General features: G+C 64.7%; 22 protein-coding genes and 1 pseudogene. 8 read left to right on the top strand and 15 right to left on the bottom strand.

The genetic code is table 11. The features are described from left to right. Positions 1-10: 10 nt before the first annotated feature. From ACPFMA_RS14470 to ACPFMA_RS14440, 7 genes are all read right to left on the bottom strand, one after another. Entirely contained in the window at positions 11-1,192 is a 1,182-nt protein-coding gene (locus ACPFMA_RS14470; RefSeq protein WP_425928042.1) for an MFS transporter, read from the bottom strand. A 10-nt stretch (positions 1,193-1,202) separates the two neighbouring features. Continuing rightward, a complete protein-coding gene (locus ACPFMA_RS14465; protein ID WP_425928041.1) occupies positions 1,203-2,111 on the bottom strand; it encodes a SphA family protein in 909 nt (302 codons plus the stop codon). A 61-nt stretch (positions 2,112-2,172) separates the two neighbouring features. Continuing rightward, entirely contained in the window at positions 2,173-3,129 is a 957-nt protein-coding gene (locus tag ACPFMA_RS14460; RefSeq protein WP_425928040.1) for a helix-turn-helix domain-containing protein, read from the bottom strand. A gap of 152 nt (positions 3,130-3,281) precedes the next feature. Further along, entirely contained in the window at positions 3,282-4,892 is a 1,611-nt protein-coding gene (locus tag ACPFMA_RS14455) for a methyl-accepting chemotaxis protein (RefSeq protein ID WP_425930599.1), read from the bottom strand. Between the two features lie 243 nt (positions 4,893-5,135). Continuing rightward, positions 5,136-6,431 carry an NAD(P)/FAD-dependent oxidoreductase gene (locus ACPFMA_RS14450; RefSeq protein ID WP_425928039.1) on the bottom strand — a complete coding sequence of 432 codons (1,296 nt, stop codon included), beginning with the start codon at positions 6,429-6,431 and terminating at the stop codon, positions 5,136-5,138. Between the two features lie 22 nt (positions 6,432-6,453). Beyond that, positions 6,454-6,876, bottom strand: a complete 423-nt coding sequence (locus ACPFMA_RS14445) for a RidA family protein (protein ID WP_064304533.1) — start codon at positions 6,874-6,876, stop codon at positions 6,454-6,456. Between the two features lie 30 nt (positions 6,877-6,906). Then, entirely contained in the window at positions 6,907-8,040 is a 1,134-nt protein-coding gene (locus ACPFMA_RS14440; protein ID WP_425928038.1) for a tyramine oxidase subunit B, read from the bottom strand. 774 nt (positions 8,041-8,814) lie between these two features. On the opposite strand from ACPFMA_RS14440, the gene ACPFMA_RS14435 reads away from it, so the two are divergent. Next, the gene (locus ACPFMA_RS14435) at positions 8,815-9,489 is read left to right on the top strand and encodes a helix-turn-helix domain-containing protein (RefSeq protein WP_064304531.1); all 675 of its coding nucleotides are present in this window, start codon (positions 8,815-8,817) and stop codon (positions 9,487-9,489) included. Here ACPFMA_RS14435 and ACPFMA_RS14430 read toward each other — a convergent pair. Next, on the bottom strand, positions 9,466-10,365 hold the full coding sequence (locus ACPFMA_RS14430; protein ID WP_425928037.1) for a sterol desaturase family protein: 900 nt from the start codon (positions 10,363-10,365) through the stop codon (positions 9,466-9,468). The two genes, ACPFMA_RS14435 and ACPFMA_RS14430, sit on opposite strands and share 24 nt — an antisense overlap. A gap of 265 nt (positions 10,366-10,630) precedes the next feature. Between ACPFMA_RS14430 and ACPFMA_RS14425 the strand changes: the two genes are divergently transcribed. Then, complete coding sequence (locus ACPFMA_RS14425) at positions 10,631-11,599, top strand: DNA-binding protein (RefSeq protein WP_064304529.1); 969 nt, start codon at positions 10,631-10,633, stop codon at positions 11,597-11,599. A gap of 3 nt (positions 11,600-11,602) precedes the next feature. On the opposite strand, the gene ACPFMA_RS14420 is transcribed toward ACPFMA_RS14425, so the two are convergent. The 3 genes from ACPFMA_RS14420 to ACPFMA_RS14410 are packed head-to-tail and all read right to left on the bottom strand — an operon-like array spanning position 11,603 to position 13,677. After that, positions 11,603-12,106 carry a GNAT family N-acetyltransferase gene (locus tag ACPFMA_RS14420; RefSeq protein WP_425928036.1) on the bottom strand — a complete coding sequence of 168 codons (504 nt, stop codon included), beginning with the start codon at positions 12,104-12,106 and terminating at the stop codon, positions 11,603-11,605. After that, positions 12,106-12,753: a DNA oxidative demethylase AlkB gene (alkB, locus tag ACPFMA_RS14415; RefSeq protein WP_425928035.1), complete on the bottom strand. Its 648-nt coding sequence runs from the start codon at positions 12,751-12,753 to the stop codon at positions 12,106-12,108. The genes ACPFMA_RS14420 and alkB overlap by 1 nt, the downstream gene beginning before the upstream one ends. 9 nt (positions 12,754-12,762) lie before the next feature. After that, positions 12,763-13,677, bottom strand: coding sequence for a LysR substrate-binding domain-containing protein (locus tag ACPFMA_RS14410; RefSeq protein ID WP_425928034.1), 915 nt, complete (start codon positions 13,675-13,677; stop codon positions 12,763-12,765). A 109-nt stretch (positions 13,678-13,786) separates the two neighbouring features. Here ACPFMA_RS14410 and ACPFMA_RS14405 point away from each other — a divergent pair, with 109 nt between their 5' ends. Next, entirely contained in the window at positions 13,787-14,395 is a 609-nt protein-coding gene (locus ACPFMA_RS14405) for a LysE family translocator (RefSeq protein WP_420056476.1), read from the top strand. 1 nt (position 14,396) lies between these two features. Here ACPFMA_RS14405 and ACPFMA_RS14400 read toward each other — a convergent pair whose 3' ends face one another. Beyond that, positions 14,397-14,564 (bottom strand): DUF6026 family protein, encoded by a 168-nt coding sequence (locus tag ACPFMA_RS14400; RefSeq protein ID WP_420056477.1) that lies wholly within the window; start codon positions 14,562-14,564, stop codon positions 14,397-14,399. 165 nt (positions 14,565-14,729) lie between these two features. On the opposite strand from ACPFMA_RS14400, the pseudogene gnd reads away from it, so the two are divergent. The 3 genes and pseudogenes from gnd to ACPFMA_RS14385 form a co-directional block, all read left to right on the top strand. Then, positions 14,730-15,731 (top strand): annotated as a pseudogene (gene gnd, locus ACPFMA_RS14395) (phosphogluconate dehydrogenase (NAD(+)-dependent, decarboxylating)); the annotation flags it as partial. Next, positions 15,728-17,230, top strand: coding sequence for a glucose-6-phosphate dehydrogenase (zwf, locus tag ACPFMA_RS14390; protein ID WP_425928033.1), 1,503 nt, complete (start codon positions 15,728-15,730; stop codon positions 17,228-17,230). The pseudogene gnd and the gene zwf, both read left to right, overlap by 4 nt. 586 nt (positions 17,231-17,816) lie before the next feature. Further along, complete coding sequence (locus ACPFMA_RS14385; RefSeq protein WP_009408122.1) at positions 17,817-18,245, top strand: MarR family winged helix-turn-helix transcriptional regulator; 429 nt, start codon at positions 17,817-17,819, stop codon at positions 18,243-18,245. Here ACPFMA_RS14385 and mobA read toward each other — a convergent pair. The 3 genes from mobA to ACPFMA_RS14370 all read right to left on the bottom strand — a co-directional run bounded on the left by mobA (position 18,231) and on the right by ACPFMA_RS14370 (position 23,300). Continuing rightward, entirely contained in the window at positions 18,231-18,821 is a 591-nt protein-coding gene (gene mobA, locus ACPFMA_RS14380; RefSeq protein ID WP_425928032.1) for a molybdenum cofactor guanylyltransferase MobA, read from the bottom strand. The two genes, ACPFMA_RS14385 and mobA, sit on opposite strands and share 15 nt — an antisense overlap. 157 nt (positions 18,822-18,978) lie before the next feature. Next, complete coding sequence (locus tag ACPFMA_RS14375) at positions 18,979-22,110, bottom strand: multidrug efflux RND transporter permease subunit (protein ID WP_425928031.1); 3,132 nt, start codon at positions 22,108-22,110, stop codon at positions 18,979-18,981. 11 nt (positions 22,111-22,121) lie between these two features. Beyond that, positions 22,122-23,300, bottom strand: coding sequence for an efflux RND transporter periplasmic adaptor subunit (locus tag ACPFMA_RS14370; RefSeq protein WP_425928030.1), 1,179 nt, complete (start codon positions 23,298-23,300; stop codon positions 22,122-22,124). 159 nt (positions 23,301-23,459) lie between these two features. Here ACPFMA_RS14370 and ACPFMA_RS14365 point away from each other — a divergent pair, with 159 nt between their 5' ends. Continuing rightward, positions 23,460-24,161, top strand: a complete 702-nt coding sequence (locus ACPFMA_RS14365; protein WP_009402221.1) for a response regulator transcription factor — start codon at positions 23,460-23,462, stop codon at positions 24,159-24,161. A 9-nt stretch (positions 24,162-24,170) separates the two neighbouring features. Beyond that, the gene (locus tag ACPFMA_RS14360; protein WP_420056482.1) at positions 24,171-25,469 is read left to right on the top strand and encodes an ATP-binding protein; all 1,299 of its coding nucleotides are present in this window, start codon (positions 24,171-24,173) and stop codon (positions 25,467-25,469) included. Positions 25,470-25,605 lie beyond the last annotated feature (136 nt).

Raw genomic sequence — 25,605 nt, 5'->3', positions numbered from 1 at the left:
GATGTCCGGATCATTGGGCAGTTGAGGAAGCGTCGGAGCGGGTCAGGGTTGCGCCAAGGCCCCAGGCCAGGGCGCCGGCAAGACTGGCGAAGGCCAGCCAGTGAATGGCGCCGCGCAGATCGGCACCGAGGGCCATGACCAGCAGCGGACTGGCGAACTGGCCCAGATAAAGGCAGGCGGTGAAGCCGCCGAGGCCGCGGCCCCGGGCTCGGGCGCTGAGGGCGTTCATTACCGGCGCCATGGCATTGGGCACCAGCAGGCCAGCGCCGATCCCGTGGATCAGCACGGCCCAGAGCACGTCGGCGTAATTGCGTGCAGCGCCCAGCCACCAAAGACCGGCGGCCAGCAGGACGAGTAGCAGGGCATTGCCGCCGCGAATGCCCAGGTAGCTGCGCACCAGCGGCCACAGCAGCGAACCGGCCAGGCTGGCCAGCAGCCCCAGCCCGGCAGCCAGGCCGATCAGGGTGCTGGAGTTGACGCCGATGCTCACCAGCAAGGCTGGTGCCTGCACCGGTACGATGAAGTTCAGCGCCATGCCGAAAAAGATCAGCAGGTAGCCCAGGGCTATGCTGGGGATGGCGCTGCGCGCCGGATCGTCCGGCCCGGCGTGCAGCTGTCGCTGCGGCTCCCACAACCAGCGCAGCATCGCCGGGACCAGCAGCAGCGGCAGCAGGTAGAGATAGAAGGGCGTGCGCCAGCCATGCTCGCCCGCCGCGCCGCCGATCACGAAGAACAGCGCGCCGACCAGGCCGATGCTGACCACCTGGTAGTTGATCAGGCGCAGGCGCTGTTCACCCTTCCAGTAATCGGCGATCAAGGCGGCGCAGCAGGTCATGATCGCCGCCTCGGCACACCCGAACAGCAGGCGGCTGGCGACGATGGACGGCAGGTCGTCGAGCAGCGCCGGCAAGACACCGAACAGGGCATAGAGCAGGGTGGCGACGATCAACAGGGCTTTGCGCCCGACCCGGTCGGCAATCCAGCCGGCCAAAGGCGCGCACAGGGCGATGGCCAGCGCCGGGCCGGTGACCGCCAGCGGGACCAGGGCTTCGGCATGGGCCGTGACCGGCCCGAATTCGGCCGCCAGCCGTGGCAGGATCGGCGCGACCATCACCGCGCCCATGATCGTCAGGCTGCTGCCGAGTACCAGTACGGTACCTTCGCGGCCCACCCGGGGGATGTGTGCATGCATGGTCGGATCCTCAGAAACTGTGGGCGAAGCGCAGGGCGACGGTGTAGCCCTCGGCGCGGTTGACCGCGTCGAATTCCTTGTAGGCATGCAACCAGACCGGCGGCATCCCCGGCTTGAACCACCCGATTGCCGGCCCCACGGCCAGCACCCGGGCGCGGTTGCCACCGGTGAGATTTGGCGCCTCGTCGTCGCTCAACTGGCGGTAGTAGTAGCCGCCGATGCCCAGGGTCCAGGGGCCGACGTGCTGACCGACAGCGAACTCATGACGGTACTCGACGCCGTTGCGGTAGTCGGTCGCGTGGTTGCGGGTGTTGATGTCCACCTCGAAGCTCGACGACAGCTCCAGGCCGGTCGGGCTGATCCAGGTGGCATTGAGGATCGGCGAGAAGGTCCAGTGGTTAAGGCCCGGGGAGACCAAGCGATCCTTGTCGTAGTCGCCCGTCGGCGCCTGGATCTGCAGTTGCGCGTTGATGCCCAGGTTCGGCGCCGGGGTCCATTGCAGGATCAGCGGAATCAACTGGGCGTCGGCCTGGCGGAACACCCGGGCGTCCCGGGACAAGGTGCCGAAAGGCGTCGGTACGTCCAGCGAGGCGCTCATGCTGAAGAACGGCATTACGGCTGCGAAGCCGTAGCGGGCGCCGAACAGTTCATGCTCGGTCATGCGTCCGTAGAAGGCCCCGATCGACAGCACGTCGATGGAGAAGTCCACGGGTGCCTTGTGGCCGTCGCCACCCTTCAGGCGATTGGCGGAGTAGAAGGCGGTACGCAGGCCGAAGGTGCCTGTCGGAGTGGGTGGTGGCGTGAAGCCGGCGCCGAAGTCGTAGACACCATTGGGTGTGGTGGGCGAACCGTTTTCCACGGCCATGGCGCTGCTGCTAAGGCACAGCGCGAGCAGCGCTGTGGTCGGTCTGGTGAACATGATGATCCCCGGTCGTTGGCGTTGTTGTGCCTCGATGCTGGGGCCGGGGACCGCTGGCGGGTTATCCGGAATCGGCACAACCGCGGTTGCGCCGGCGGGTTTCCGAAGGCAGCTCGCCGAACAACTGGCGATAGTCGCTGGCGAAGCGGCTCAGGTGCCAGAAACCCCAATGGGCAGCGACGTCCTGTACCGGTGCAGGGTGGTCTTCGAGCAGGGCGCGGTGCACGGCATTGAGGCGCAGGGTGCGCAGGTAGGCGAGGGGGTTGATGCCGAGGGTTTCCTGGAAGCAATACTGCAGCTTGCGCCGGCTGGCGCCGATACGGTTGCACAGTTCGACGATGGAGGGTGGGTTGTCCGGGGTGGCCAGCAGCACCTCGCGGGCGCGGTCGACCATGCGCTTGCGGGCGCTCGGCGGCAGGGGCTGGACAGCGTCCTGGTCGACGAGGTCGAGCAGGTGCATCAGCACGGTATCGCGGATGCCGTCGCGGATGGCCTGGTGCCCCAGCAATGACGCCTGCAGGGCGTTTTCGGCGAACAGCCCCTGGACCAGCTCGATAAGGCCCGTCTGACTGCCACCTTCCTGCAGGCGGTAGCAGCGTGGCAGGGCATCCAGGTCGAAGCCGTGCCGTTGCTGGTGCAGCGTCTGTTCAAGCAGCGTTTCGTCGATGCTGACGCTGAGCAGGTCGAGCCCGGCCGGGGCACGCAGTTCGGGCAGGTTCTGGCCGCGCGCCACCAGCAGGTTCTGGCCGCTGATGGCATGGCCGGCGCAGTGGAAATCCCCGGAGTGGGCTTCAAGGGGCATGCTGAAACTGATCGCTCCGGGCCAGGTCGCGCCGTTCTTGACCATGGCCTGGTTGGCCCGGTCGCGGACCAGTTGCATTCCGTCCAGGCGCAGCTCGCTCAGTTGGCCGGCGAAACGCCCGGGGGTGAGCTGGTCATAGCGCAACTGCCAACCGGCCAGGCGCTTGGCGTGCTCCTCGATATCCAGGGTCTGGTGGTGCAGAACGCTGCTGGGCATTTCGGTAACCGTTTTGCGGGAAAGTGCTGATGAAGCAAGTTTTGCTCCGTCGCCGGTTACCGGAAGGAGGGTTTGCCGAAATCGGATAGTGAATGCACCGAGAACCCTGTGGGAGCTGGCTTGCCAGCTCCCACAGGGTTGGATGTCAACCTTCAGACCTTGAACTGCGCCACCATCGCGTTCAGCTCCACCGCCAGGCGCGACAGGTCCTGTGCTGCGGCGCTGGTCTGGTTGGCCCCGGCCGAGGTTTGCATCGACAGGTCGCGGATATTGACCAGGTTGCGGTCCACTTCCCGGGCCACCTGGGCCTGTTCCTCGGACGCGCTGGCGATCACCAGGTTGCGCTGGTTGATCGAGGCGATGGCCTCGGCGATCAGCTCCAGTGCCTCGCCGGCGGCCTGGGCGATGTCCAGGGTGCCACTGGCTCGTCCCTGGCTGCTGCGCATGGCACCGACCGCACGTTCGGTGCCGCTTTGGATGTCGGCGATCATCTGTTCGATCTCGCCGGTGGACTCCTGGGTGCGGTGCGCCAACGCCCGTACCTCATCCGCGACCACGGCGAAGCCGCGGCCTGCTTCGCCGGCGCGGGCAGCCTCGATGGCGGCGTTGAGGGCGAGCAGATTGGTTTGCCCGGCAATGGAACCGATCACATCCAGCACCCGGCTGATTTCATTGGCGCTGGCCGCCAGTTGTTCGATGTCGCCCGCCGTGCTGGTCACTTCGCTGACCAGTGCGCGGATCGACTGCAAGGCCTGGTTGACCTGGTCGCGCCCGTCGCGGGTGGTCTGGTCGGCGCCCTTGGACGCATCGGCGGTGCTCACCGCATTGTTGGCCACTTCCTCCACGGCGGCGGTCATCTGGTTGACCGCAGTGGCGGCCTGTTCGATTTCCGCGCTCTGTTGATGCAGGCCACGGCTGGTGTCCTCGGTAACCGAATGCAGCTCTTCCGAGGCCGACGCGAGCTGGTCGGATGAGGCGCTGATGCGTGCCAGGGTCGAGCGCAGGCTGGTTTGCATGCGGCCCAGGGCACCCAGCAGCAGCGCCGGCTCGTCCTTGCCCACGACCTGGATGTCCTTGGTCAGGTCGCCGGTCGCAACCCGTTCGGCCACGGCCACGGCGTCGGCCAATGGCACGACGATGCTGCGCGTCAGCAAGGTGGCAATGGCCGCCAGCGCCAGCATGATCACCACCAGGACCAGGGTGATCAGCAGGAAGGATTCCTCGGCGGCATCGGCGCTGCGTTGTGCTGCCTGATCGGCGCCGTCGACGTTGTATTTGACCAGTTCGCGCAGGCTGCCTTGCATGGCGTCGGTGGCGTCGGCCAAGGGGCCGTTGATCAACTGCCGGGCATTGTCCATGCGGTTGTTGATCACCGCATCGGTGACACTGGCCTGGATGCCGTTGTAGCGCTCGCGGGCGCTCATGAAGGTATCGAACAGCGTGCGATCCCTGGCTTCGAAAATGGTCTTTTCATAGTCGTCCAGCGGCTTTTGCAAGGCCTGGTTGAGCTGCTCGGCGCGCTGGAGGGTTGCCGCGCGGATCTCGGGCTGGTCTTCGAGCAGGCTGCGCATGGTGATGGCGCGGATACGGTTCAGGTCGGTGCCGACCTGGCCCATGGCGACCACCGAGGGCAGCCAGGTTTCGCGGATCTCCGAAGAGGCCTTGTCCATCTGCCGGGTCTCGTACAACGACACCAGGCCGAGGGCCAGAACCAACAGGCCGAGCAGGGTGAACATGCTGGCGGCCCGTTTGCCGATTTTCATTTGCCTGAACTGCATGGGTACTCCTTGGGAAAAAGCTGGCAGTCACCGGGCGACCGCCCGGTCACGCAGCGTCGGACCTTGTCGTGACGGACCGATGCGCTGGCGCCTTTCTTCGATGATGTCAGTTAGACATCGTTCCCCAAGGTTACCCCTTATTGATGAATGAATGTTTCAAATGAGTGATTCGATTCAGCCCCTTACGCCAGGGCCCTAGCGCTATTCCCTAGGGCACGGCGTGGACACTCAGGCCAGGCGCTCGAAGCGGTAGGGCGCCGGATCGATGATCGGGGTATTTCCGGACACCAGGTCGGCCGCCAGATGGCCCGCAGCGGGCGAAGTACCGAAACCATGGCCTGAGAAACCGGTGGCCAGGGTCAGGCCGGGAATGGCCGTGATAGGGCCGATCACCGGATTCGAATCCGGGGTGACATCGATGGTGCCGGCCCAGCTCTGGGCGACCCGCGCCTGTTCGAACACCGGCCAGGCGGCGCGCAGGTTGCGCAGGGCGTCGCCATTGAGCGTTTCATTGGCCGCTGGATCCTGCACCCGGACCTGTTCGAAAGGGCTGACCTCGCCAGCTTTCCAGCGTCGGGCCAGCTTCAGGTCATCGAGGAAATACTTGCCCAGGGAAATCTTCAGGAAATCCCGCTGGGCCTTGAGCTGTGGCAGGTAGCGCCGGCCCAGCAGCAGGTGGTCGAGGGTGAGGAAGGCGTCCAGCTTGCCGCGTTGGGTGATGATGAACCCGCCGTCCTTGTGCTTGCGGAAGGAGAAGTCCGGGGCGCCGACGGCGATCCCGGTGGGGCCTTCCATGGGTTCGGTACGCAGCACCGAGCAGGTCAACGGCAAGGTCGGCAGGTCTACCCCGTGGTTGCCGAGAAAACGCCGCGACCACAGGCCACCGGCCAGCAAAACCTGGTCGCAACGGATTTCGCCGCGCTCGGTCAGCACACCGCTGACCCTGCCGGCCGAGGTGACCAGGCTGCGCACCGCACAGTGCTCGACGATGACCGCGCCCTTGGCCATCGCCGCCCTGGCGATGGCGCTGGAGGCCAGGGTCGGCTCGGCGCGGGCGTCGGACGCGGTGAAGATCCCGCCGGCCCAGTTGCCCTTGCCGCCAGGCACCATCTCTGCGATTTCCCGACTGCCGAGCAGGCGGCTGTCGAGATCCAGGTGCTCGACGGTCTTCAGCCAGTTGGCATGCATGGCCATCTGCGCCTCGTTGCGCGCGATGAACATGATGCCGGCCTGGCGGTAGCCCACGTCGGCACCGACCCGTTCCGGCATCCGTGCCCACAGGCGGTCTGCGGCCAGGGCCAGCGGAATGTCATCGGCATGGCGGCTGGTCTTGCGCACCCAACCGAGGTTGCGCGACGACTGCTCGCCGGCGATCCGGCCTTTTTCCACGACCACAACCGGGATCCCGCGCTCGGCGAGGGTCAGGGCGGCGGTCAGGCCGATAATGCCGGCACCGATGATCACCACGCCGGTGGTGGCGGGCAGTTGCTGGCTGGTTTGTACGGGGTCGATGCTGGGCGACATGGGCGAGGCTCTATAAAGGACGTTACTGGCCGAGATTGATCTGCACGACTTCGGCTTGCGAGGCGCCGCGATAGGCGGTGACCTCCAGCTCCACCTTGTAGACCGTGGAGCCCAGCGGTGGGCAGGTCGCGGTGCAGGCCGGGTCGATACCGCGGAACCGGGTACCGATGTAGTCCATGACCCTGGGCACGTCGGCCGGGTCCTGGATGAACACGCGCGAGCAGACCACGTCGGCAAGGGTCGCATCGACTGCGGCCAGGGCCCGCTCGATGTTGTCGAAGACCTGTTCGGCCTGCTCGATCACGTCTTCCGGAATCAGCTTGGTGTCCGGGTTGCGCCCGGCGGTATTGGACACATGGATCCAGTTATCGACGGCAACCAGCCGCGAGTAGCTGGCCTTTTCCTCGAAGATGGAGCCGCTTTTGACTTTGATGATACGGGTCATGGGGAAATCCTCGTTATCAGGGAAGGGGTATCAGCGCAGGACCGGTTCGTCCCACAGGTTGAGCTTCACGCCAATGCCAAGCTCCACGGCCTTGCGGTACACCACGGTGCCCCAGGCCAGGTCCTCGACCGGCATGCCGCCCACCGACATCAGGATGATTTCCTCGTCATTTAGGCGGCCCGGGGCGTCGCCGACGACGATCTTGCCGATGTCTTCCACCTGCCCGGCCTGCAGCGAGCCCTCGGCGATCATGTCCATGAAGCGCACGCCCACCAGCGGCACATGGTTGTGTGCAGGCTTGGGCAGTTCCTCGAACCAGGCCTCGTACAGGCCGGTGTTGTCCACCACCTTGCGGATGTCGTCCCGCTCCATGCCGGCATCGATGCTGCACGGCGCCGGCATGGCCAGGAAAGCGCCGGGCTTGACCCACTCGCGGCGGACCAGCGGGTAGGTGCTCGGGTCGCCGACTTCGCCGGTGCTGCAGTAGGTGACCAGGTCGGAATCGCGCACCACCTCTTCCAGGCTGTCGACGATGCGAATGCTGGTGATCTGCGGGTAGGTCTGCTCGACCCAGGTAATGAAGCTGTCGAGGCTGCGCTGGCCGCGGCCCTTGATCTTGATGGTGTCCACCTGCGGGCAGGCGGCCATGAACGCGGCGACGGTGGTCTTGCCCATCACGCCGGGGCCGAGCAGGCCGATGACCCTGGAGTCCTTGCGCGCCAGGTGGCGTGCGCCGACGCCCGGGATCGCCCCGGTGCGGTAGGCCGACAGCAGGTTGGCCGACATGTAGGCCAGGGGTGCGCCGCTGTCGGCATCGTTGAGGGTGAACATCAGGATCGAACGGGGCAGGCCTTTTTCGCGGTTGGCGATGTTCGAGCCATACCATTTGCAGCCGGAGGTGCGGAAATTGCCGCCGAGGTAGGCGGGCATCGCCATCATGCGCCGGTCGGCGGTGGGCTTGGGCATGTCCGGGAAGGGCGAATGCTCTGGGAAGGTGATCATCGCCCCGTGGGAATCGTTGTTCGGCCCGGCCATACGGTAATCGCCCCGGTACAGCAGCCCGAACATTTCCTCCATGGTGTCGACGCAGGCCGGCATATCGGTAACGCCGGCGCGGATCATGTCCTGCTCGGAAAGGTAGATGAAGTCGATTTTCGTAGTCATGGCACGATCTCGTGTACGGCGGGTGTTGTTCTGGTTGTCGGCGAGGACAGGTGAAGGGCTCTGCGCCGCCGGTATGGCGTGCGGAGCAATGGAGGGAAGTGTTGCTAACGATCGGTAGGCAAGTCTTGAGCCTGCGTGTCAGCGGGTTTGACTGTGCGTGACATGGGGAGGTGGGGTGGGGCGGATGGCCTCATCGCTGCATGGGTATCTACACATCTTTTCTGAGCAGTGGCGGTGGCGAGGTGCCTGTCAGAGAACCGCGTCATGGCCACCAGATGCATGCCGGTAGATCTTCAGCGCCCTCTAGATCGAGCGCCGCCCGCGCGGCGCATCGCGGGTGAACCCGCTCCCACATTTGTTGCAACGTGCCTATGCCTGTCAGGCTATGGTTGACCGCCTTGTTCGTACGACGCGATATCGCGCCGAGCCCAACAGCTTCCCCACGATAGATCGCCGGACATCCAAAGGCGAACAACGGAGATCTGACAGGCCATGGCACGTTGCAACAAATGTGGGAGCGGGTTCACCCGCGATGCGCCGCGCGGGCGGCGCTCGATCTCAAGGGCGCCAAAAAAGTCATGACAAGCACCTGTCAGCCCTGATGCGATCTACTGACAGGCCCTCTCACCTCAAAAGATATGTAGATACCCATGCTCATCGCTGGCAAGCCACCTCCCAGAACCTTTGGGAGCTGGCTTGCCAGCGATGAGGTCCTGAAAGCCAATGCACAACCTCCAGTGCTACTCTGCCCACCAAGCCACCCCTGGAGCCCAAATGTCCCAATCCTGGCAAGGCGAGCTCTGGCTGGCCACCGACTACTGCCTGATCGCCGGCAGCGCAGGCGAGACCGGCGTCCACGCCCACTACCCGCACCAACTGCTGATCGCCAGCAGTTGCGAAGTCGAGGCCCTGATCGACGGTGTCCCTGCGCGCGGCCCGGTGCTGTCCATCACATCGGGCCAGCCCCATGCAATCATTGCGACCGGCCAGCCAACCCTGACCCTTTACGCCGAGCCACTGGCCTTCGACCTGCCCGGATTGCGTCAGCTCTGTAGGCAAACCGGGCCGGACGCCAAACGTCTGATCGCAGCACTAGCCACCTTGCCACGCCGCCCCTTGCAGCCGCGCCTGGCCAAGGCCCTGCTGCGCATCCGCCAACTTGATGCCGATGCGTTGCCAGCCGCCGAGATCGCCCGGGAAGCGGCGCTGTCCCTCAGCCAGCTGGAACGCCTGTTCACCGGCGAACTGGGTTTGTCGGTACGTCGCCTGGTGCTCTGGCAACGCCTGCGCTTCGCCCTGCAACTCGCGCTGTCGGGCTACAGCCTGACCGATGCCGGGGCTACCGCCGGTTTCGCCGACTCCGCCCATCTTTCCCGCAGCATTCGCCAGCACTTCGGTATTCGCGCTGATCGCAACCTGCGTCATTTAAAGCTCCGCGTAATCGGCTAGCGCATCGCGCAGGCCCGCTGGCAACACGGCCGGCGGATGGCTGGCCTGGGTGGCGCTGAACGGCTGACGCAACTGTGCAGCGTAGCCCGACGGGTAATCCGGCTGATCTCCGATGCCCAGGTCGTCGTCCGCCAGCTCATAGTCCGGCAGGTAGAGTGCCGTCCCCAGCAGCCGATCCCAGAACGCAAAGAACAGGGCGAAATTCACATCGCCATGATGGCCGTATTTCAGATGATGCAGGCGATGCAGCGGCGCCCAGGCGAATACATGACGCAACACGCCCAGGCGCATGTCCACGTTGCTGTGCTGCAACAGCAACTGGATGGCAATGCTGAACGCCAGCAATGCAGTGACGTCCTGGGGCATGCCGCAGAGCAGCAGGGGCAGGGTGCCGCCCAGGGCCTCCAGCAACTGGTGCAGCGGATGTTTCATCAGGCCATTGAAGCCATACATGCGGGTGACACTGTGATGCACCGCATGCAGCCGCCATAACAGCGCCGAACGATGGCTGGCGTAATGGACCAGGGTGATGCCGAGATCGGCGATCGGGATCGCCAGCAGCAATTGCAGGCCCAGCGGCCAATGCGTGGGCCAGATGCCGAGATCGAGGAGCCAGGGAGCGATCAGCGGAATCGCCGCGATGCTGAGGACATTCAAGGATTCATTGACGCTGGCATGGAGCACGTCGCGCAGGCGGTCGCCATGGTCGCGGTTCCATCGGTCGCGGTAAGGCCAGCGCCATTCGCAGAAGGCGCTGATGCCGATCGCCACCAGCAGCAGCGGTAGCAGCCAGACGAAGCCGCCGCTCATGGTGACGATGATCACGGCGGCGCAGATGAACACGAAGAAAAACAGCGGGGCGTAGATAAAGCGCACTTCGCGGCTCCAGAGCAGTGGGAGCCGCGAGTGTTGTGCAGCGGTGCGCGTGGACGCTTGTAAAAACAGCGCATCTCGCCGGACGGGCTGCAGGACACGCAGGTACACCCCTTTGCGCGCTTCGGCACGACCAAAAACATCCTGACATCTGATAAGTCGTGATTATTTGATGTTTTATTTTAAAAATTAATCTCTTCCAAATTGACTAATTCAGTATGTAAGTACACCATACGTACCACATTATGAAATCGCAGGAAATTGCAACATGGCGCGTGGTGGTATCAACAAGGCGGTAGTGCACAAGGCTCGTCAGGCGATCCTTGCCCGGGGTGAGCACCCGAGCATCGATGCGGTGCGCATTGAACTGGGAAATACCGGTTCGAAAACCACCATTCATCGGTACCTGAAGGAACTGGACATTCAGAAGCCCCCGGCCACCACCAGCGTGCCGGACCTGAGCGAGTCCATCAGCGCTCTGGTGCGCCAACTGGCCGAGCAACTGAAAGAAGAAAGCGATGCGAAGATCGATGAGGCGCAGAAGTCTTTCGATGTGGAAACCACAGCGCTCAAGGCGCAGTTGCAGGAAAGCCAGCAGGCACTGGCTGCGGCGCAGCAGCAGTTGCAGATCCAGGGTGCGGCGCTGGCGGCCGAGTCCGCCGAACTGGCGACCACGCGCAGCACCTTGCAGAGCGAACACACGCGCAATGCCACGCTGAGCCAGGCGGTGGGCGAGCTGAACGTGCGCCTGGCCGACAAGGACGAACAGATCGCTTCGTTGGAAGACAAGCATCAGCATGCGCGTGATGCCCTTGAACATTACCGCAGCGCCAGTCGCGAACAACGCGAGCAGGACCAGCGCCGCCACGAAGCCCAGGTGCAGCAGTTGCAGGTCGAGCTGCGTCAGTTGCAGCAGACCCTGATCGTCAAGCAGGACGAAACCACCCGACTCAACCGCGACAACGAACGCTTGCTGGTGGAGGCGCGCCATATCCAGCGCGAAGTCCAGCAGCTCAAGGATCAGTGCGAACAGCACGTGCTCGAAACCCGCACCCTGAGCGCCAACCTGGCCCAGTCCCAGGGAGCCCGGGACGAATTGCAGCGGCAGATGCAGGATCAGGCGGTGCAACTGGTACAGGTCGACGCCGAACGGCTGCAATTGGTCAGCCAGGTGAAGGACCTGCAAGCCGGCATCGAAGCACTGCGTGCGGCGCAGCAGCAATCGACCCAGGCATAACGGCTACAGGCGCTTGACCATGGCGCAACGCCCCGGCAGCCCGAGCGCGTGCTCATGCTGCAACTGCTGGCGAAGAAAGTCGCTGGCGTGATGTGCGTCCACGCGTTCGAAGCCCAACCGGGCATAGAAGGGTGCATTCCAGGGCACGTCGGCAAAGGTCGTCAGGGTCAAGGCCCGGAAGCCTGCGGCGGCGGCCTGGTCCTGGACGTGCATGATCAGCTCACGCCCCAAGCCTCGCCCCTGGCTGCTTCGGGCAACCGAGAGTTCCTCGATATGAAGCGCGTGCCCCTGCGCGCTCGCACACAGGAAACCCTCGGGGCGATCCTCATCATCCACCGCCACCCAGTGCAGGCCGTTGGCGATAAAGGCCAGGTGCTGCTCGACGCCAAGCACCTCATGCCTGGCCAGCCAGGCGAGGTGGGCGATCGCAGCGAACGACTGTGCCGCCGAGCGCTCTATGGCGGGAAGCACCACGGCATCGTCGGGACGGGCGGAGCGAATGGTCATCAACCGGCCTTGCGCAGGGTGAAGTTGATCCGGCGCGCCCCCAGCACCGGGTGAGCGCCGTCCTTCAGTGGCAGGATTCCATGGAAGCGCAGGCGGTCTTCGCCGCCCCAGACCAGCACGTCGCCATGCTGCAGGCCGACTTTCTGCGTGCGCTCGGCCCGTTCATGGCCGCCGAGCAGGAAGGTGGCGGGCAGGCCGAGGGATACCGAAACGATCGGCTGGCTGAAGTCCCGCTCGTTGCGGTCCTGGTGCAGGGTCAGGCGATTGCCTGGCAGGTAGCTGTTGATCAGGCACGCGTCCGGGATGAAATCGGCAAAGCCGGCTGCCTGCGCAGCGGCCCGGGCCAGGTCGCTGAATACGGGTGGCAGCGCCGGCCAGGGCTGGCCGCTGAGCGGGTCTACAGGGCTGTAGCGGTAGCCCCGCTGATCGCTGATCCAGCCCAGTTCGCCGCAGTTGGTTACGCGCACGGCGATGGTCCGGCCGCCGGGCGTGATCATGTTGCGAAAGGGGGCGGCGAGGACGATCTGGCGCAAGGCGGGCAGCAGTAGCTCGACCCGGTCAAGGGCGAAGCCTGGCAACAGGACGACCTGCTGGCCGAGCCATTGCGGTGCGCTTGCTGGCGCTGGGGTGAAGAGGTCGATTTGCATGAGGGCATGTTACCCGGGTTCTTGTACCGATGCCGACTGCGGGCGGTGCTCCAGCAGAAAGTCCCCCAGCCGCTGCACTGCGGTTTCCCAGGCACTGCCTTGCGGCCACACCAGGTAATAGCCGTCCCCGGTCGCCACCGCCTGCTTGAACGGCAGCGCCAGGCGCCCGTCGCGTACATGCCGGCCAACGAGCGCCAGATCCCCGATCGATACGCCATGCCCGGCCATCGCCGCCCCCATGCCCTGGTCCAGGGTATCGAAGCAGATACCACGATCGAGTTGCACCTGTGCACCCAGGCCGGCGCCCTGCAGCCAGCGTTGCCAGTCACGTCGATCTGCCGAGGGATGCACCAGCGGCGACTCGCCCAGGTGCGCGGCGTCCCACGCCCGGTTCCCCAGCAGGGCGGGTGAACAGATGGGAATCAGCCACTCCTCGAACAGCAAGCGGCATTTCACCCGTTCGCCGAAATGCCCGTTTCCCAGCAATACCGCGCAGTCGTAGGGCTCGCTGGAAAAGTCCACGCTGTCCTGATCCATCCACACACTGGCGAGCTGCACACCCATCGGCTCCGGTTCCTGGCGAAAAAGCGCCAGGCAGTCCAGCAGCCAGTGCATGGTCAGGGTCGAGGGGGCTTTAAGGCGCAGTTGCCGGCCACCCTCGCGAAACGGCTGACAGGCTTGCTCGATCAGGCCGAAACCGGCATTGAGCTGCCTGGCCAGACGCTCCCCGACGTCGGTAAGGCGCAAGCGCGGCCCTTGGCGTTCGAACAGGCGGCAGCCGAGATGGCTTTCCAGGCTACGAATATGCCGGCTGATCGCGCTCTGGGTCAGGGCCAGCTCGTCGGCGGCACGGGTAAAGGAGCAGGAGCGGGCCGCGACTTCGAAGGCGCGCAGGGCGTAGAGGGGAGGCAGGCGATCGGCCACTGAACAGAGTCCACTATGAGCTGGAGTCATAGTAGGCCTGCGCATTTTGCGTTTTTCAAGGAGCCGTCGGCTAACCAGAATGCCCGCGATCAACGAATCCTGGAATGACATGAACACCACCTTGCTGATTGCCTATCTGGGCACCATTGTCCTGTTGATCGCGACACCTGGGCCGGTCGTGCTGCTGGTCGTGGATGCGGCCAGTCGTAGCGGCACCGCCAGTGCAATCCGTACGGCGCTCGGCGCCAATGCGGCGTCGCTGGTGCTGGTGGCGGCGGCAGCGGGCGTGCTGGCCGGGGCCCTGGCGTTGAGCCCGCACCTGTTGCAGTGGGGCGCCCTGGCTGGGTGCCTGTTCATCGGCTGGCTGGGGTTCAGTGGCTTGCGCGATGGCGGGGAGGGAGAGACAAGCCCTGACCGGAAGGCCAATGGATGGTGGCAGGGTTTTCTGATCGGCATCTCCAACCCCAAGGACATCCTGTTCTTCGTTGCCTTGTTTCCCCAGTTCATCCCGGTGACCGGCTCGTTCGGCACCAGCGTCGGCCTTCTGGCCTTGCTGTGGCTGCTTGTGGACCTGGGGATACTGGCCCTGTACATCGGCCTGATGCGTCACGCCCTGGCGCAACGCTACAGGGCGTGGGTGTCGCGCTTGTCAGCGTGGATGCTGTTGCTGCTGGCGGCGCTGGGGGTGATCTACTGGTGTAGTGTGCTGCTGGGCTGAGTCAGCGGGTCAGCGCGTGGTCGCCCAGCCGGGCTTGCTGCAGCAGCAGGTTCAGTTGCGCGACCTGTTCCTGGAGGGCGTCGCGCTCCTGCTTCAGGCGCTGCAGTTCGTCACGGCGGATCGAGACGTAGAGCGTCTGGGGCGGGGCTGCCGAGATCAGGGTTTGCATAGGGCACCTCACTAATGGCTTGTCACACAACTGAAGCGTAGACGCTTGACGGGGCGGGATTCTGAATTCTTTTTTTCGCCAAGGGAACTTTTTTATTGGCCGCTGTCTCGCCGTTCGTCGTGAAACCATCGCTGCCCATGCTGGACTAACCTTGAGGACTTCTTCCTCGGACTGGAGCATCGGCACATGCAACTGGGAATCGTGGGACTGGGCCGCATGGGCGGCAACATTGCAAGGCGGCTGATGCGCAACGGTCACCAGGTGGTGGTGAACGACCGCAACCCGGCGGCGATCGCCGCGCTGGCGGTCGAGGGCGCACAGGGCGCGAATGATCTTCCAGCCCTGGTCGGCCATCTGGCCAGGCCCAGGGCGATCTGGGTGATGCTGCCCGCCGGCGAGCCGACCGAGCAGACCCTGGCGCAACTGGCCGACCTGCTGGACGCCGGCGACGTCCTGATCGATGGTGGCAACAGCTTCTACAAGGACGATATACGCCGCGCCAGCGATTTGAAAAAACGCCACCTGCACTACATCGACGTGGGCACCTCGGGTGGCGTGTGGGGCCTGGAGCGAGGCTATTGCATGATGATCGGCGGCGAGCAGGCAGTGGTCGAACGCCTCGATCCGCTGTTCGCCAGCCTGGCCCCGGGAATCGGCAGCATTCCTCGCACCCGCGGTCGCAGCGGCGAACCGGGTCGCGCCGAGCAGGGCTATATCCATGCCGGCCCGGCCGGTTCCGGGCACTTCGTCAAGATGATCCACAATGGCATCGAATACGGCCTGATGCAGGCCTACGCCGAAGGTTTCGACATTCTGCGGGGCAAGGCCAGCGAGGCATTGCCCCCAGACCAGCGCTACGAGCTGGACCTGGCGCAGATCGCCGAGGTCTGGCGGCGTGGCAGCGTGGTCACCTCATGGCTGCTGGACCTGACCGCCGACGCATTGGCGGCCGACCCGCACCTGGAGCACTACAGCGGCGCCGTGGCCGACAGTGGCGAGGGCCGCTGGACCATCGATGCAGCCGTCGAACAGGCGGTTCCGGTGCCGGTGCTGAGCAGTGCACTGTTTGCCCGTTTCCGCTCGCGCCAACAGCAGGGCACCTATGGCGACAAGCTGTTGTCAGCCATGCGCTTCGGTTTCGGCGGCCATGTCGAGCGTCCTGAATGAACCCGTACAACGTCGAAACCGCGCCACCCTGCACCCTGTTCCTGTTCGGCGCCAGCGGCGACCTGGTCAAGCGCCTGTTGATGCCGGCCTTGTACAACCTGAGTCGCGACGGCCTGCTGGACAACAACCTGCGGATCGTCGGGGTCGATCACAACCCGGCCAGCGCCAGCGAATTCGTCCAGCGCCTGGAGGGCTTCATGCGCGAGCGCGACAAGGGCTCCGGCGAAGGCGCGCAATGCTTCGACCCGAAGCGCTGGGCGCGCCTGGCCAAGCGCATCGACTACCTGACCGGGGATTTTCTCGAGGCGGCCACCTACCAGGCCATTGGCAAGCAGATCGGCAAGTCGCGCAACGGCAATGCGATCTTCTACCTGGCCACGGCGCCGCGGTTTTTTACCGATGTGGTGCAACGTCTCGGCGACGCCGGCTTGCTCAGCGAAACCGAGGGTTTTCGCCGGGTGGTGATCGAAAAGCCGTTCGGCTCCGACCTCGCCAGCGCCGAGATGCTCAACGCCAGCCTGCTGCGCGTGATGAGCGAAAAGCAGATCTACCGGATCGATCACTACCTGGGCAAGGAGACGGTGCAGAACATCCTGGTCAGCCGTTTTTCCAACGGTCTGTTCGAGGCATTCTGGAACAACCATTACATCGATCACGTACAGATCACGGCGGCGGAAACCGTCGGTGTCGAGGAGCGCGGCGCGTTCTACGACCACACCGGTGCCTTGCGCGACATGGTGCCCAATCACCTGTTCCAGTTGCTGGCGATGGTGGCCATGGAGCCGCCGGCCGCCTTCGGTGCCGATGCGGTGCGCAGCGAAAAGGCCAAGGTCATCGGCGCGATCCGTCCCTGGTCCAAGGCCATGGCCTTGAAGAACTCGGTACGCGGCCAATACACCGAGGGCAAGCAAGGGCGCAGGAAGCTTAAGGGCTACAGGCAGGAGCCGCGGGTAGCGGCGGACAGCCAGACCGAAACCTACGTCGCGCTGAAAGTGATGATCGACAACTGGCGCTGGGTCGGCGTGCCGTTCTACCTGCGTACCGGCAAGCGCATGAGCGTGCGCGACACCGAGATCGCCATCTGTTTCAAGCCTGCACCGTATTCGCAATTTCGCGACAGCGATGCCGAACGGCCCAAGCCCAACTACCTGAAGATCCAGATCCAGCCCAACGAAGGCATGTGGTTCGACCTGCAAGCCAAGCGTCCCGGGCCTGCCCTGGAAATGGAAACCATCGCCCTGGGCTTCGCCTACAAGGACTTCTTCAGGATGCAGCCGGCCACCGGTTACGAAACCCTGATCTACGACTGCCTGACCGGCGACCAGACCCTGTTCCAGCGAGCCGACAATATCGAGAACGGCTGGCGCGCAGTGCAACCCTTCCTCGACGCCTGGAAAGACGCTGGCGAGGTGCACAGTTACGCTGCCGGAGAAGATGGCCCGGCGGCAGCGGACGATCTGCTGGCCAAGGACAAGCGCAGTTGGCATAGCCTGGGCTGAACGCACCGAGCCATTCCCTATGACCCCGAAAGCCCGTCCCAGACGGGCTTTCGCCGTTTCTTGACGTCATTTATTCGCCGCAATGGCAACTGGCTATATTCGTTCGGATGGGGCAATCTTGGGAGAAATCGGATCCAGTTCACATTTCAAGACATTTCCGACCAACTGCGTCTTTACTTTTTACACAAACCAATGAGGCGACCCATGAAGGGTGTTTCGGTAATGGACTCGTTGCGCATTAATCTGGCCCGCGAAGTCACTGACAAGGTCCCGGGCCGCCTGCCATTGTCCGCGCCATCGAAGGACAGCATCGCGCGGCATCGGATGCACCCCGGTATCCCGGGTCGTATCGCCACCGGACATCAAGGATGAACAGCCCGTATCCCCATTTCCCGACCACGACCCTGCACCGGCTGTTCCCGAGCGAGTGCCACGCCTGCCTGATGCTGGCGCGCGGGAAGCGGACAACACTCACCACAACCATGCCCGGCACGGGTCGCAGGCCAGTGGATCTGGTTCTGCTGCGGAACCGGGCACGCTACGAGCAAGCCGCGGTGGCTGCATGAACACCGCACGAGAGACGCCTATGGAAGAACCTACCTTCGATTTCGACAGAATGCTGTGCTTCACCCTGTACTCCACGGCCAATGCCATGGTTCGCGATTATGGCGAGCCGCTGCGCCGGCATGGCGTGACCTACCCGCAATTGCTGGTGCTGATCGGGCTGTGGGGCGAGGACGACATGTCCATCAGTTCCCTGAGTGCGGTGACCCTGTTCGACCTTGGCACCCTGACGCCGATCATCCGTCGCTTGAGCGACGCCGGCTTCATCACGGTCTACCTGGACCCAGGCGACCGCCGTCGACGCAAGGTACTGCTGACCGAAAAGGGCAGGGCGCTCAAGCTCGAAGCCGCGCAACTGCTCGATTGCATGAACGGCAAGCTTGGCCTGGAGCCCGGCAACATGCAGCAGATGCTCGACACCTGCCGACAGATCCGCTCACGATTGCGCTGAAGCGGCGTCGTCCAGGCAATCCGGCGTATTGAAGTTGGCCAGTCGGGGATCGTCCCCGGCACAGTCCAGGGCCAGCAAAGGCCCGCCGCGCAACACCCACGACAGACTGCGTTCGCCACTTTCCCAGGCGGCTGAAAGTGTGGGTGCAAGTGCGCGCGGGATGAGGCTGAACATGGGTTGCCAGTGGCCGTTCTGGCGGATCATTACCGGTGTATGCGCATCGGTTGCCAGCTTCAGCAGCGACTCCAGCAAGGGCCGATCGACCTTCGGTGCATCACAGGCCAGCACCAGCAACCAGTCATGCCGTGCCACCGCGAGGCCCGCCAGGACACCGGCGAAGGGGCCGGGGAAATCGCCTTCGGCATCCTGCACCAGGGTATCGGCATAGGGGCGGTAGCGGTCGAGATTGCGGTTGCAGGAGATGATCAGGTCGTCGGTCAGCGGGCGCAGGGTGCGATGCAGATGGGCAACCATCGGCTCGCCGCGCCACTCCAGCAACCCCTTGTCCCGCCCGCCCATGCGCTGGCCGCGGCCGCCGGCGAGGATGAGGATGGAGCAGGGAGGGAGAAGGGTCATGAGCGGGATTTCCTGCTGGACGAGGGTGGCACCATCCCATGGGCGGCAGGCAGGTTTCAACTGTGTCGTTCTTGAGGGCCTCATCGCTGGCAAGTCGGGGCGCCGAACCGCAGCTCCCACAGGTTCCGCGATGTACCTGTGGGAGGCCGGTACATCTTCAACAGTTCACTTCGCCCGCAGGCACCTCAGTCCCGGCTTTCTTCTTCTGATACCCCGTCACCCGCATCACCACGACGAAGAACACCGGTACGAACACCACCGCCAGGGTCGCGCTGAGCATGCCGCCGACCACCCCGGTGCCGATCGCCTGCTGGCTGGCCGAACTGGCTCCGGTCGCGAGGGCCAGCGGCACCACCCCGAGGATGAAGGCCAGCGAGGTCATCACGATCGGCCGCAAGCGCAGGCGTGCCGCCTGGACCGTCGCGTCCACCAGGTCATGCCCTTCATCCACCAGGCTCTTGGCGAATTCGATGATCAGGATGGCGTTCTTCGCCGACAGACCGATCAGGGTGATCAGGCCGACCTTGAAAAACACGTCGTTGGGCAAGCCGCGCAGGGTCACGGCCAGCACCGCGCCGAGGATTCCCAGCGGTACCACCAGCAGCACCGAGGTCGGGATCGACCAGCTTTCATAGAGGGCCGCCAGGCAGAGGAACACCACCAGCAGCGACAGGGCCATCAACAATGGCGCCTGGCTACCCGACAAGCGTTCCTGCAAGGACAATCCGGTCCACTCCAGGCCGAAGCCCAGCGGCAGCCCGCCCACCAGTCGCTCGATCTCGGCCATGGCCTGGCCCGAACTGTAGCCTGGCGCCGGTTCGCCACTCACGGCAATCGCCGGATAGCCGTTGTAGCGGGTCAGTTGCACCGGCCCGGATACCCAGCTTGCCTTGGCGAAGGCTGCCAGCGGAACCATCTTGCCGCTGCTGTTGCGTACGTGGATCTGCAGCAGGTCCTCGACCTGGCTGCGGCTGTCGCCCTCGGCCTGAACCACCACCCGCTGCATGCGGCCCTGGTTGGGGAAGTCGTTGACGTAGCTGGAGCCCACGGCGGTATTCAGCACCGTGCCGATATCGGCGAAGGACACGCCCAGCGCATTGGCCTGCTTGCGGTCGATCTCCAGTTGCACCTGCGGGCTTTCCGCGAGGGCGCTCTCGCGCACGTTGACCAACACCGGGCTTTTTTCCGCAGCGGCCAGCAACTGATCGCGCGCCGCCATCAGCCGGGCATAGCCCAGGCCACCGCGGTCCTGCAGGCGAAACTCGAAACCGGTCGAGGTGCCCAGGCCGTCCACCGGCGGCGGCAGCACCGAGTAGGCGATGGCATTCTTGAACTGGCTGAAGGCGATGGTGGCGCGCTCGGCGATGGCCGCTGCAGCGTCATCGGCGGCCCGTTCCGACCAGTCCTTCAACGTGGTGAACACCAGCGCCGCATTCTGCCCGTTGCCGGAAAAGCTGAAACCGAGAATTACCGTGGTATCGCCCACTCCGGGTTCGGCAGCGTTGTGCTCCTCGATCTGCGCGGCCACCTGCTCGGTACGCTCGCGGCTGGCGCCTGGCGGCAACTGCACGTCGGTGATGGTGTAGCCCTGGTCCTCGGTCGGCAGGAACGACGACGGCAACTGGCCGAAGCTGAACACCAGCGCGGCGAACAGCAGGGCGTAGACCAGCAGGTAGCGGCCGCTACGGGCGATGGCCTGCACCACCCAGCGCTGGTAACCGTCGCTCATGGCCTCGAAACGCCGGTTGAACCAGCCATACAGGCCGCGGCGCGCATGCTGTTCGCCCTTGGCCACCGGCTTGAGCAAGGTGGCGCAGAGGGCCGGGGTCAGGCTGAGGGCGAGGAAGGCCGAGAACAGGATCGACACCGCCATGGACATGGAAAACTGCTGGTAGATCACGCCTACCGATCCGCTCATGAAGGCCATCGGCAGGAATACCGCCACCAGCACCACGGTAATGCCGACGATGGCACCGCTGATCTGCCCCATCGCCTTGCGCGTTGCCTCCTTCGGCGGCAGGCCTTCCTCCATCATGATTCGCTCGACGTTTTCCACCACCACGATGGCATCGTCCACCAGGATGCCGATGGCCAGGACCATGCCGAACAGGGTCAGCACGTTGATCGAGAACCCCAGGACGAGCATGGCGGCGAAGGTGCCCATCAATGCCACCGGCACCACCAGGGTCGGGATCAGGGTGTAGCGGATGTTCTGCAGGAACAGCAGCATCACCAGGAACACCAGGACAATGGCTTCACCCAGGGTGTGGATCACCTGGGTAATGGAGACCTTGACGAAGGGCGAGGTGTCGTAGGGTATGTCGTATTTCGCACCTGGCGGGAAGTAGCGCGACAGCTCGTCCATCTTCTCGCGCACCAAAGTCGCGGTCTGCATGGCGTTGGCTCCCGGCGCCAGTTGCACGCTGAACGCAGTGGCCGCCTTGCCGTTGAGGCGGGTGCCGAACTGGTATTCCTGGGCACCGATCTCGACCCGGGCGACATCGCCGACGGTCACGCTGGAGCCGTCCGGATTGGCGCGCAGGACGATGGCGGCGAACTCCTCGGGGTTCGACAACTGCCCCTTGACCAGCACGTTGGCGGTGATTTCCTGGCCTGGCCGACCGGGCAGGTCGCCGATGCTGCCCGGTGCCACCTGGGCGTTCTGCGCGGCAACGGCAGCGTTGACGTCCTCGGGCGTAAGATTGAAGGCGATCAGCTTGCGCGGGTCGATCCAGATGCGCATGGCCCGCTCGGAGCCATACAGCTGCGCCTTGCCTACGCCAGGCAGGCGGCGGATCTCGTTCATCACGTTGCGCGCGAGAAAGTCGCTCAGGGCCGTCTCGTCGAGCCGTGCATCCTCTGAACTGAGGGTCACCAGCAGGAGAAAACCGGTGGACACCTTTTCCACCTGCAGGCCTTGTTGGGTCACGGCCCGGGGCAGGCGCGACTCGACGATCTTCAGGCGGTTCTGCACGTCCACCTGGGCCAGCTCCGGGTTGGTCCCGGGCTCGAAGGTGGCGGTGATGGTAGCGCTGCCCAGGCTGCTCTGGGACTGGAAATACAGCAGGTGATCGGCGCCGTTGAGCTCCTGCTCGATCAGGCTGACCACGCTGTCGTCCATGGTTTGTGCCGATGCGCCGGGATACACCGCATAGATTTCCACCTGCGGCGGCGCGACGTTGGGGTACTGGGCCACTGGCAGTTTGGGCAGGGCCAGGGCGCCGGCGAGGAGGATGAACAGGGCGACCACCCAGGCGAATACCGGGCGTTCGATGAAAAACCGTGGCATGGATCAGGCCCTCACTGGCCGGAATTCTGGACGATGGGCTGGTGGACGGAAGCGGCGGGGGTGACCTGCACCTGGTCACCGGCCTTGACATGCTGCAGGCCTTCGGTGACCACCCGTTCGCCCGGGCTCAGGCCGTCACTGACGATCCAGCGATTGTTCTGCGCAGCGCCCAAAACCACCGCACGCTCGACGATGCGGTGTTCGTCGTCGACCACCAGCACGCGTGGCTGGCCGGCGCTGTCGCGCAGGATCGCCTGTTGCGGCACGCTGATGCCCTGGGGCTGCACGGCCTGCTCGACGCGCACGCGGACAAAGCTGCCCGGCAGCAGGTCGAGATCGGGGTTGGGGAACTCGCTGCGCAAGGTGATCTGACCCGTCCCCGGGTCCACGGCGATATCCGAGAACAGCAGTTTGCCGGGGAGCGGGTAGGGCGTGCCGTCGTCCTGGATCAGGGTGACCTTGGCCTCCTCCTGGCCGACCTGCTGCAATTGGCCGGCCCGCAACGAACGGCGCAGAGCGTTGATTTCGCGGGTCGACTGGGTGACATCGGCATGGATCGGGTCGAGTTGCTGGATGGTCGCCAGCGCGGTGCTTTCGTTCTGGCCCACCAGCGCGCCCTCGGTCACCAGCGCGCGCCCAATGCGCCCGGAAATCGGCGCGGTGACCGTCGCATAGCCGAGATTCAGCCTGGCCCGTTCCACCGCCGCCCTGGCCGCGGCCACGTCGGCTTCCGCCTGCATCGCCGCGGCGCGAGCATTGTCGCGGTCCTGGCGGCTGATCGCATCGATGGCAATCAGCTCCGCGTAGCGCTGGTCCTGCAACCTGGCCTGGTAGCGATTGGCCTCGGCCCTGGCCAGGGTCGCGCGGGCGCTGTCGTAGTCGGCCTGGAAGGGGGCCGGGTCGATACGGAACAGCACATCGCCCTGCTTCACATCGCTGCCTTCACGGTACTCGCGCTTGAGCACCACACCGGCCACCCGCGCCCGCACCTCGGCAATGCGCGGCGCCTGGATACGACCGGACAGTTCGCTGCTGATGGCCAGCGCCTGGACCTGTACGGTTTCCACCGAAACGTTGGGGGCGGGCATCTGCGCGTCCTCGGCGCCCTGTTCGGCGCCACAGGCAGCAAGCAGGAGAAAGGCACCAGCCAGGGGAAGAAGGCGCAGACGGGCGGGGCTTGAAGGAAACATAGGGATCTTCCATAAATGACCGTCGCATGGTACGCAGGCACGCGGCCCCGGGCTGTGAAGCTCTGTAGAACGTCTGTTAAAAAGTGTGAAGAAATAACTTCTTACCTTTGCCGCTTCTATATCCTGCCGATTTTCCACACCCTCCGAACAATCCGAACCATGCCCACTATCCTACTGGTCGAAGACGACTGCGCCCTGTCCGAACTGATCGCCAGCTACCTGCAACGCAATGCCTTCACCGTGAGCGTCATCGCCCGCGGTGACCTGGTGCTGGAGCAGGTGCGCCGGGACAAGCCCGACCTGGTGATTCTCGACCTGATGCTCCCGGGCCTCGATGGCCTGCAGGTCTGCAGGCTGTTGCGCGGCGAGTCGCAGACCTTGCCGATCCTCATGCTGACCGCCCGCGACGACAGCCACGACCAGGTCCTGGGCCTGGAGATGGGCGCCGACGACTACGTGACCAAGCCCTGCGAACCGCGGGTGCTATTGGCCCGGGTGCGTACCCTGCTGCGCCGCAGCAGCATTGCCGAGCCTCATCTGGAAAGCGATCGCATCCTGGTCGGCGCCTTGTGCATCGACCTGGCCGAACGCACCGTGACCTGGCGCGGCCTGCCGGTGGAGCTGTCCAGTGGCGAGTTCAATCTGCTGGTGGTGCTGGCCCGCAATGCCGGAACGGTGCTCAGCCGCGACCACATCCTCCAGCACCTGCGAGGGATCGAGTTCAACGGTACCGACCGTTCGGTGGACGTGGCGATCTCCAAGCTGCGGCGCAAGTTCGATGACAACGCCGGCGAAGCGCGCAAGATCAAGACGGTGTGGGGCAAGGGGTACCTGTTCAGCCGTGTGGAATGGGAAGTCTGAGGCCCGGCCATGCTCAAGATCCTGATTCGCCTGTACCTGTTGACCATCGTTGCCTACGCCGGCGGCATTTTCCTGATCCCCGACGCCATCCTGCACCTGTTCAACGAGCGTTACGTCGCCTACAACCTCGACCAGGCCCGGGGCGTGCAGAGCTTGATCGTCAAGCAGTTTCGCCAGGTCCCGGAAAACCAATGGCCGCGGGTGGCGCAAGCGCTGGCGGCGGATTTCGCACCGCTGGCGATCGAACTGCGCACCCGCGAACAAATGGGCCTGAGCGAGGCGGAACGCGAGCGTCTCGATGCCGGCAACAACGTAGTGCGCCTGGGCGACTGGGGCTACTACGAGACCGCCATCGCCCCGCTTGGCGGCGAATGGCTGGTGGCCCTGCGCAATCCGCCGGACCCATTGGACATCAACCTGCTGTCCTGGGGCATCACCGTGCTGATCGGCGCCGCGCTGCTTGGCTGCCTGTTGCTCTGGCTATGGCCGCACTGGCGCGACCTGCAGCGGCTCAAGGCCACGGCGCAGTTGCTTGGCCAGGGCCAGCTCTCCGAACGCACGCTGATTTCGCCGCGCTCGAATATCGGCGCGTTGGCCGCAGTGTTCGACACCATGGCCCATGATCTTGAGCAATTGCTCACCCAGCAGCGCGAGCTGCTCAACGCAGTGTCCCACGAGTTGCGCACGCCGCTGACCCGCCTGGATTTCGGCCTGGTACTGCTGTACGACGAACTGCCGGCAGCCAGCCGCAAGCGCCTGATGCAACTGGTCGGGCACGTCCGCGAACTCGACGAGCTGGTGCTCGAACTGCTGTCCTATAGCCGCCTGCAAACGCCCGGGCAGAGCGTCGAGCGGGTGGAAGTGTCGCTGCTGGAGTTCGTCGACAGCGTGCTCGGCAGCTTTGCCGAAGAGCTGGACAGCCGGGATATCTGCTGGGAAGTGCGCGGCGGCGACCAGCGCTTCGCCCTCGACCCGCGGATGACTGCGCGGGCGGTGCAGAACCTGATCCGCAATGCCATGCGCTACTGCCACCGGCGCCTGTTGCTGGACCTGAGCCTGGACGGACAGGGCAACTGCCTGATCAGCGTGGAGGATGACGGCATCGGCATACCCGAGCAGGAACGCGAGCGAATCTTCCAGCCGTTCTATCGCCTGGATCGCAGCCGCGACCGGGCCACTGGCGGCTTTGGCCTGGGCCTGGCGATCAGCAGGCGAGTGATCGAGAGCCAGGGGGGGCTGTTGACGGTAGGGCAGTCCGCACTGGGCGGGGCGCGCTTCAGCATCTTCCTGCCAACGCGGTCAGTGTAGGCGCAGGTAAACCAGCTCCTACGCAATCGTCTCTGCTTGTCCTATCCACTCTGGGGTAGTCCCTCACCGCCTTTCAACGGAAGACGGTGGGAAATTTCCTCGTCTCGCTGGGATACGTCTGATGTAAGCCATTTCC

Origin of the sequence: Pseudomonas sp. NyZ201 (genome assembly GCF_049860765.1) — a bacterium.
GTDB classification, from domain to species: Bacteria; Pseudomonadota; Gammaproteobacteria; order Pseudomonadales; family Pseudomonadaceae; genus Aquipseudomonas; species Aquipseudomonas bharatica.
This window is presented reverse-complemented; position numbering and strand designations above follow the sequence as displayed.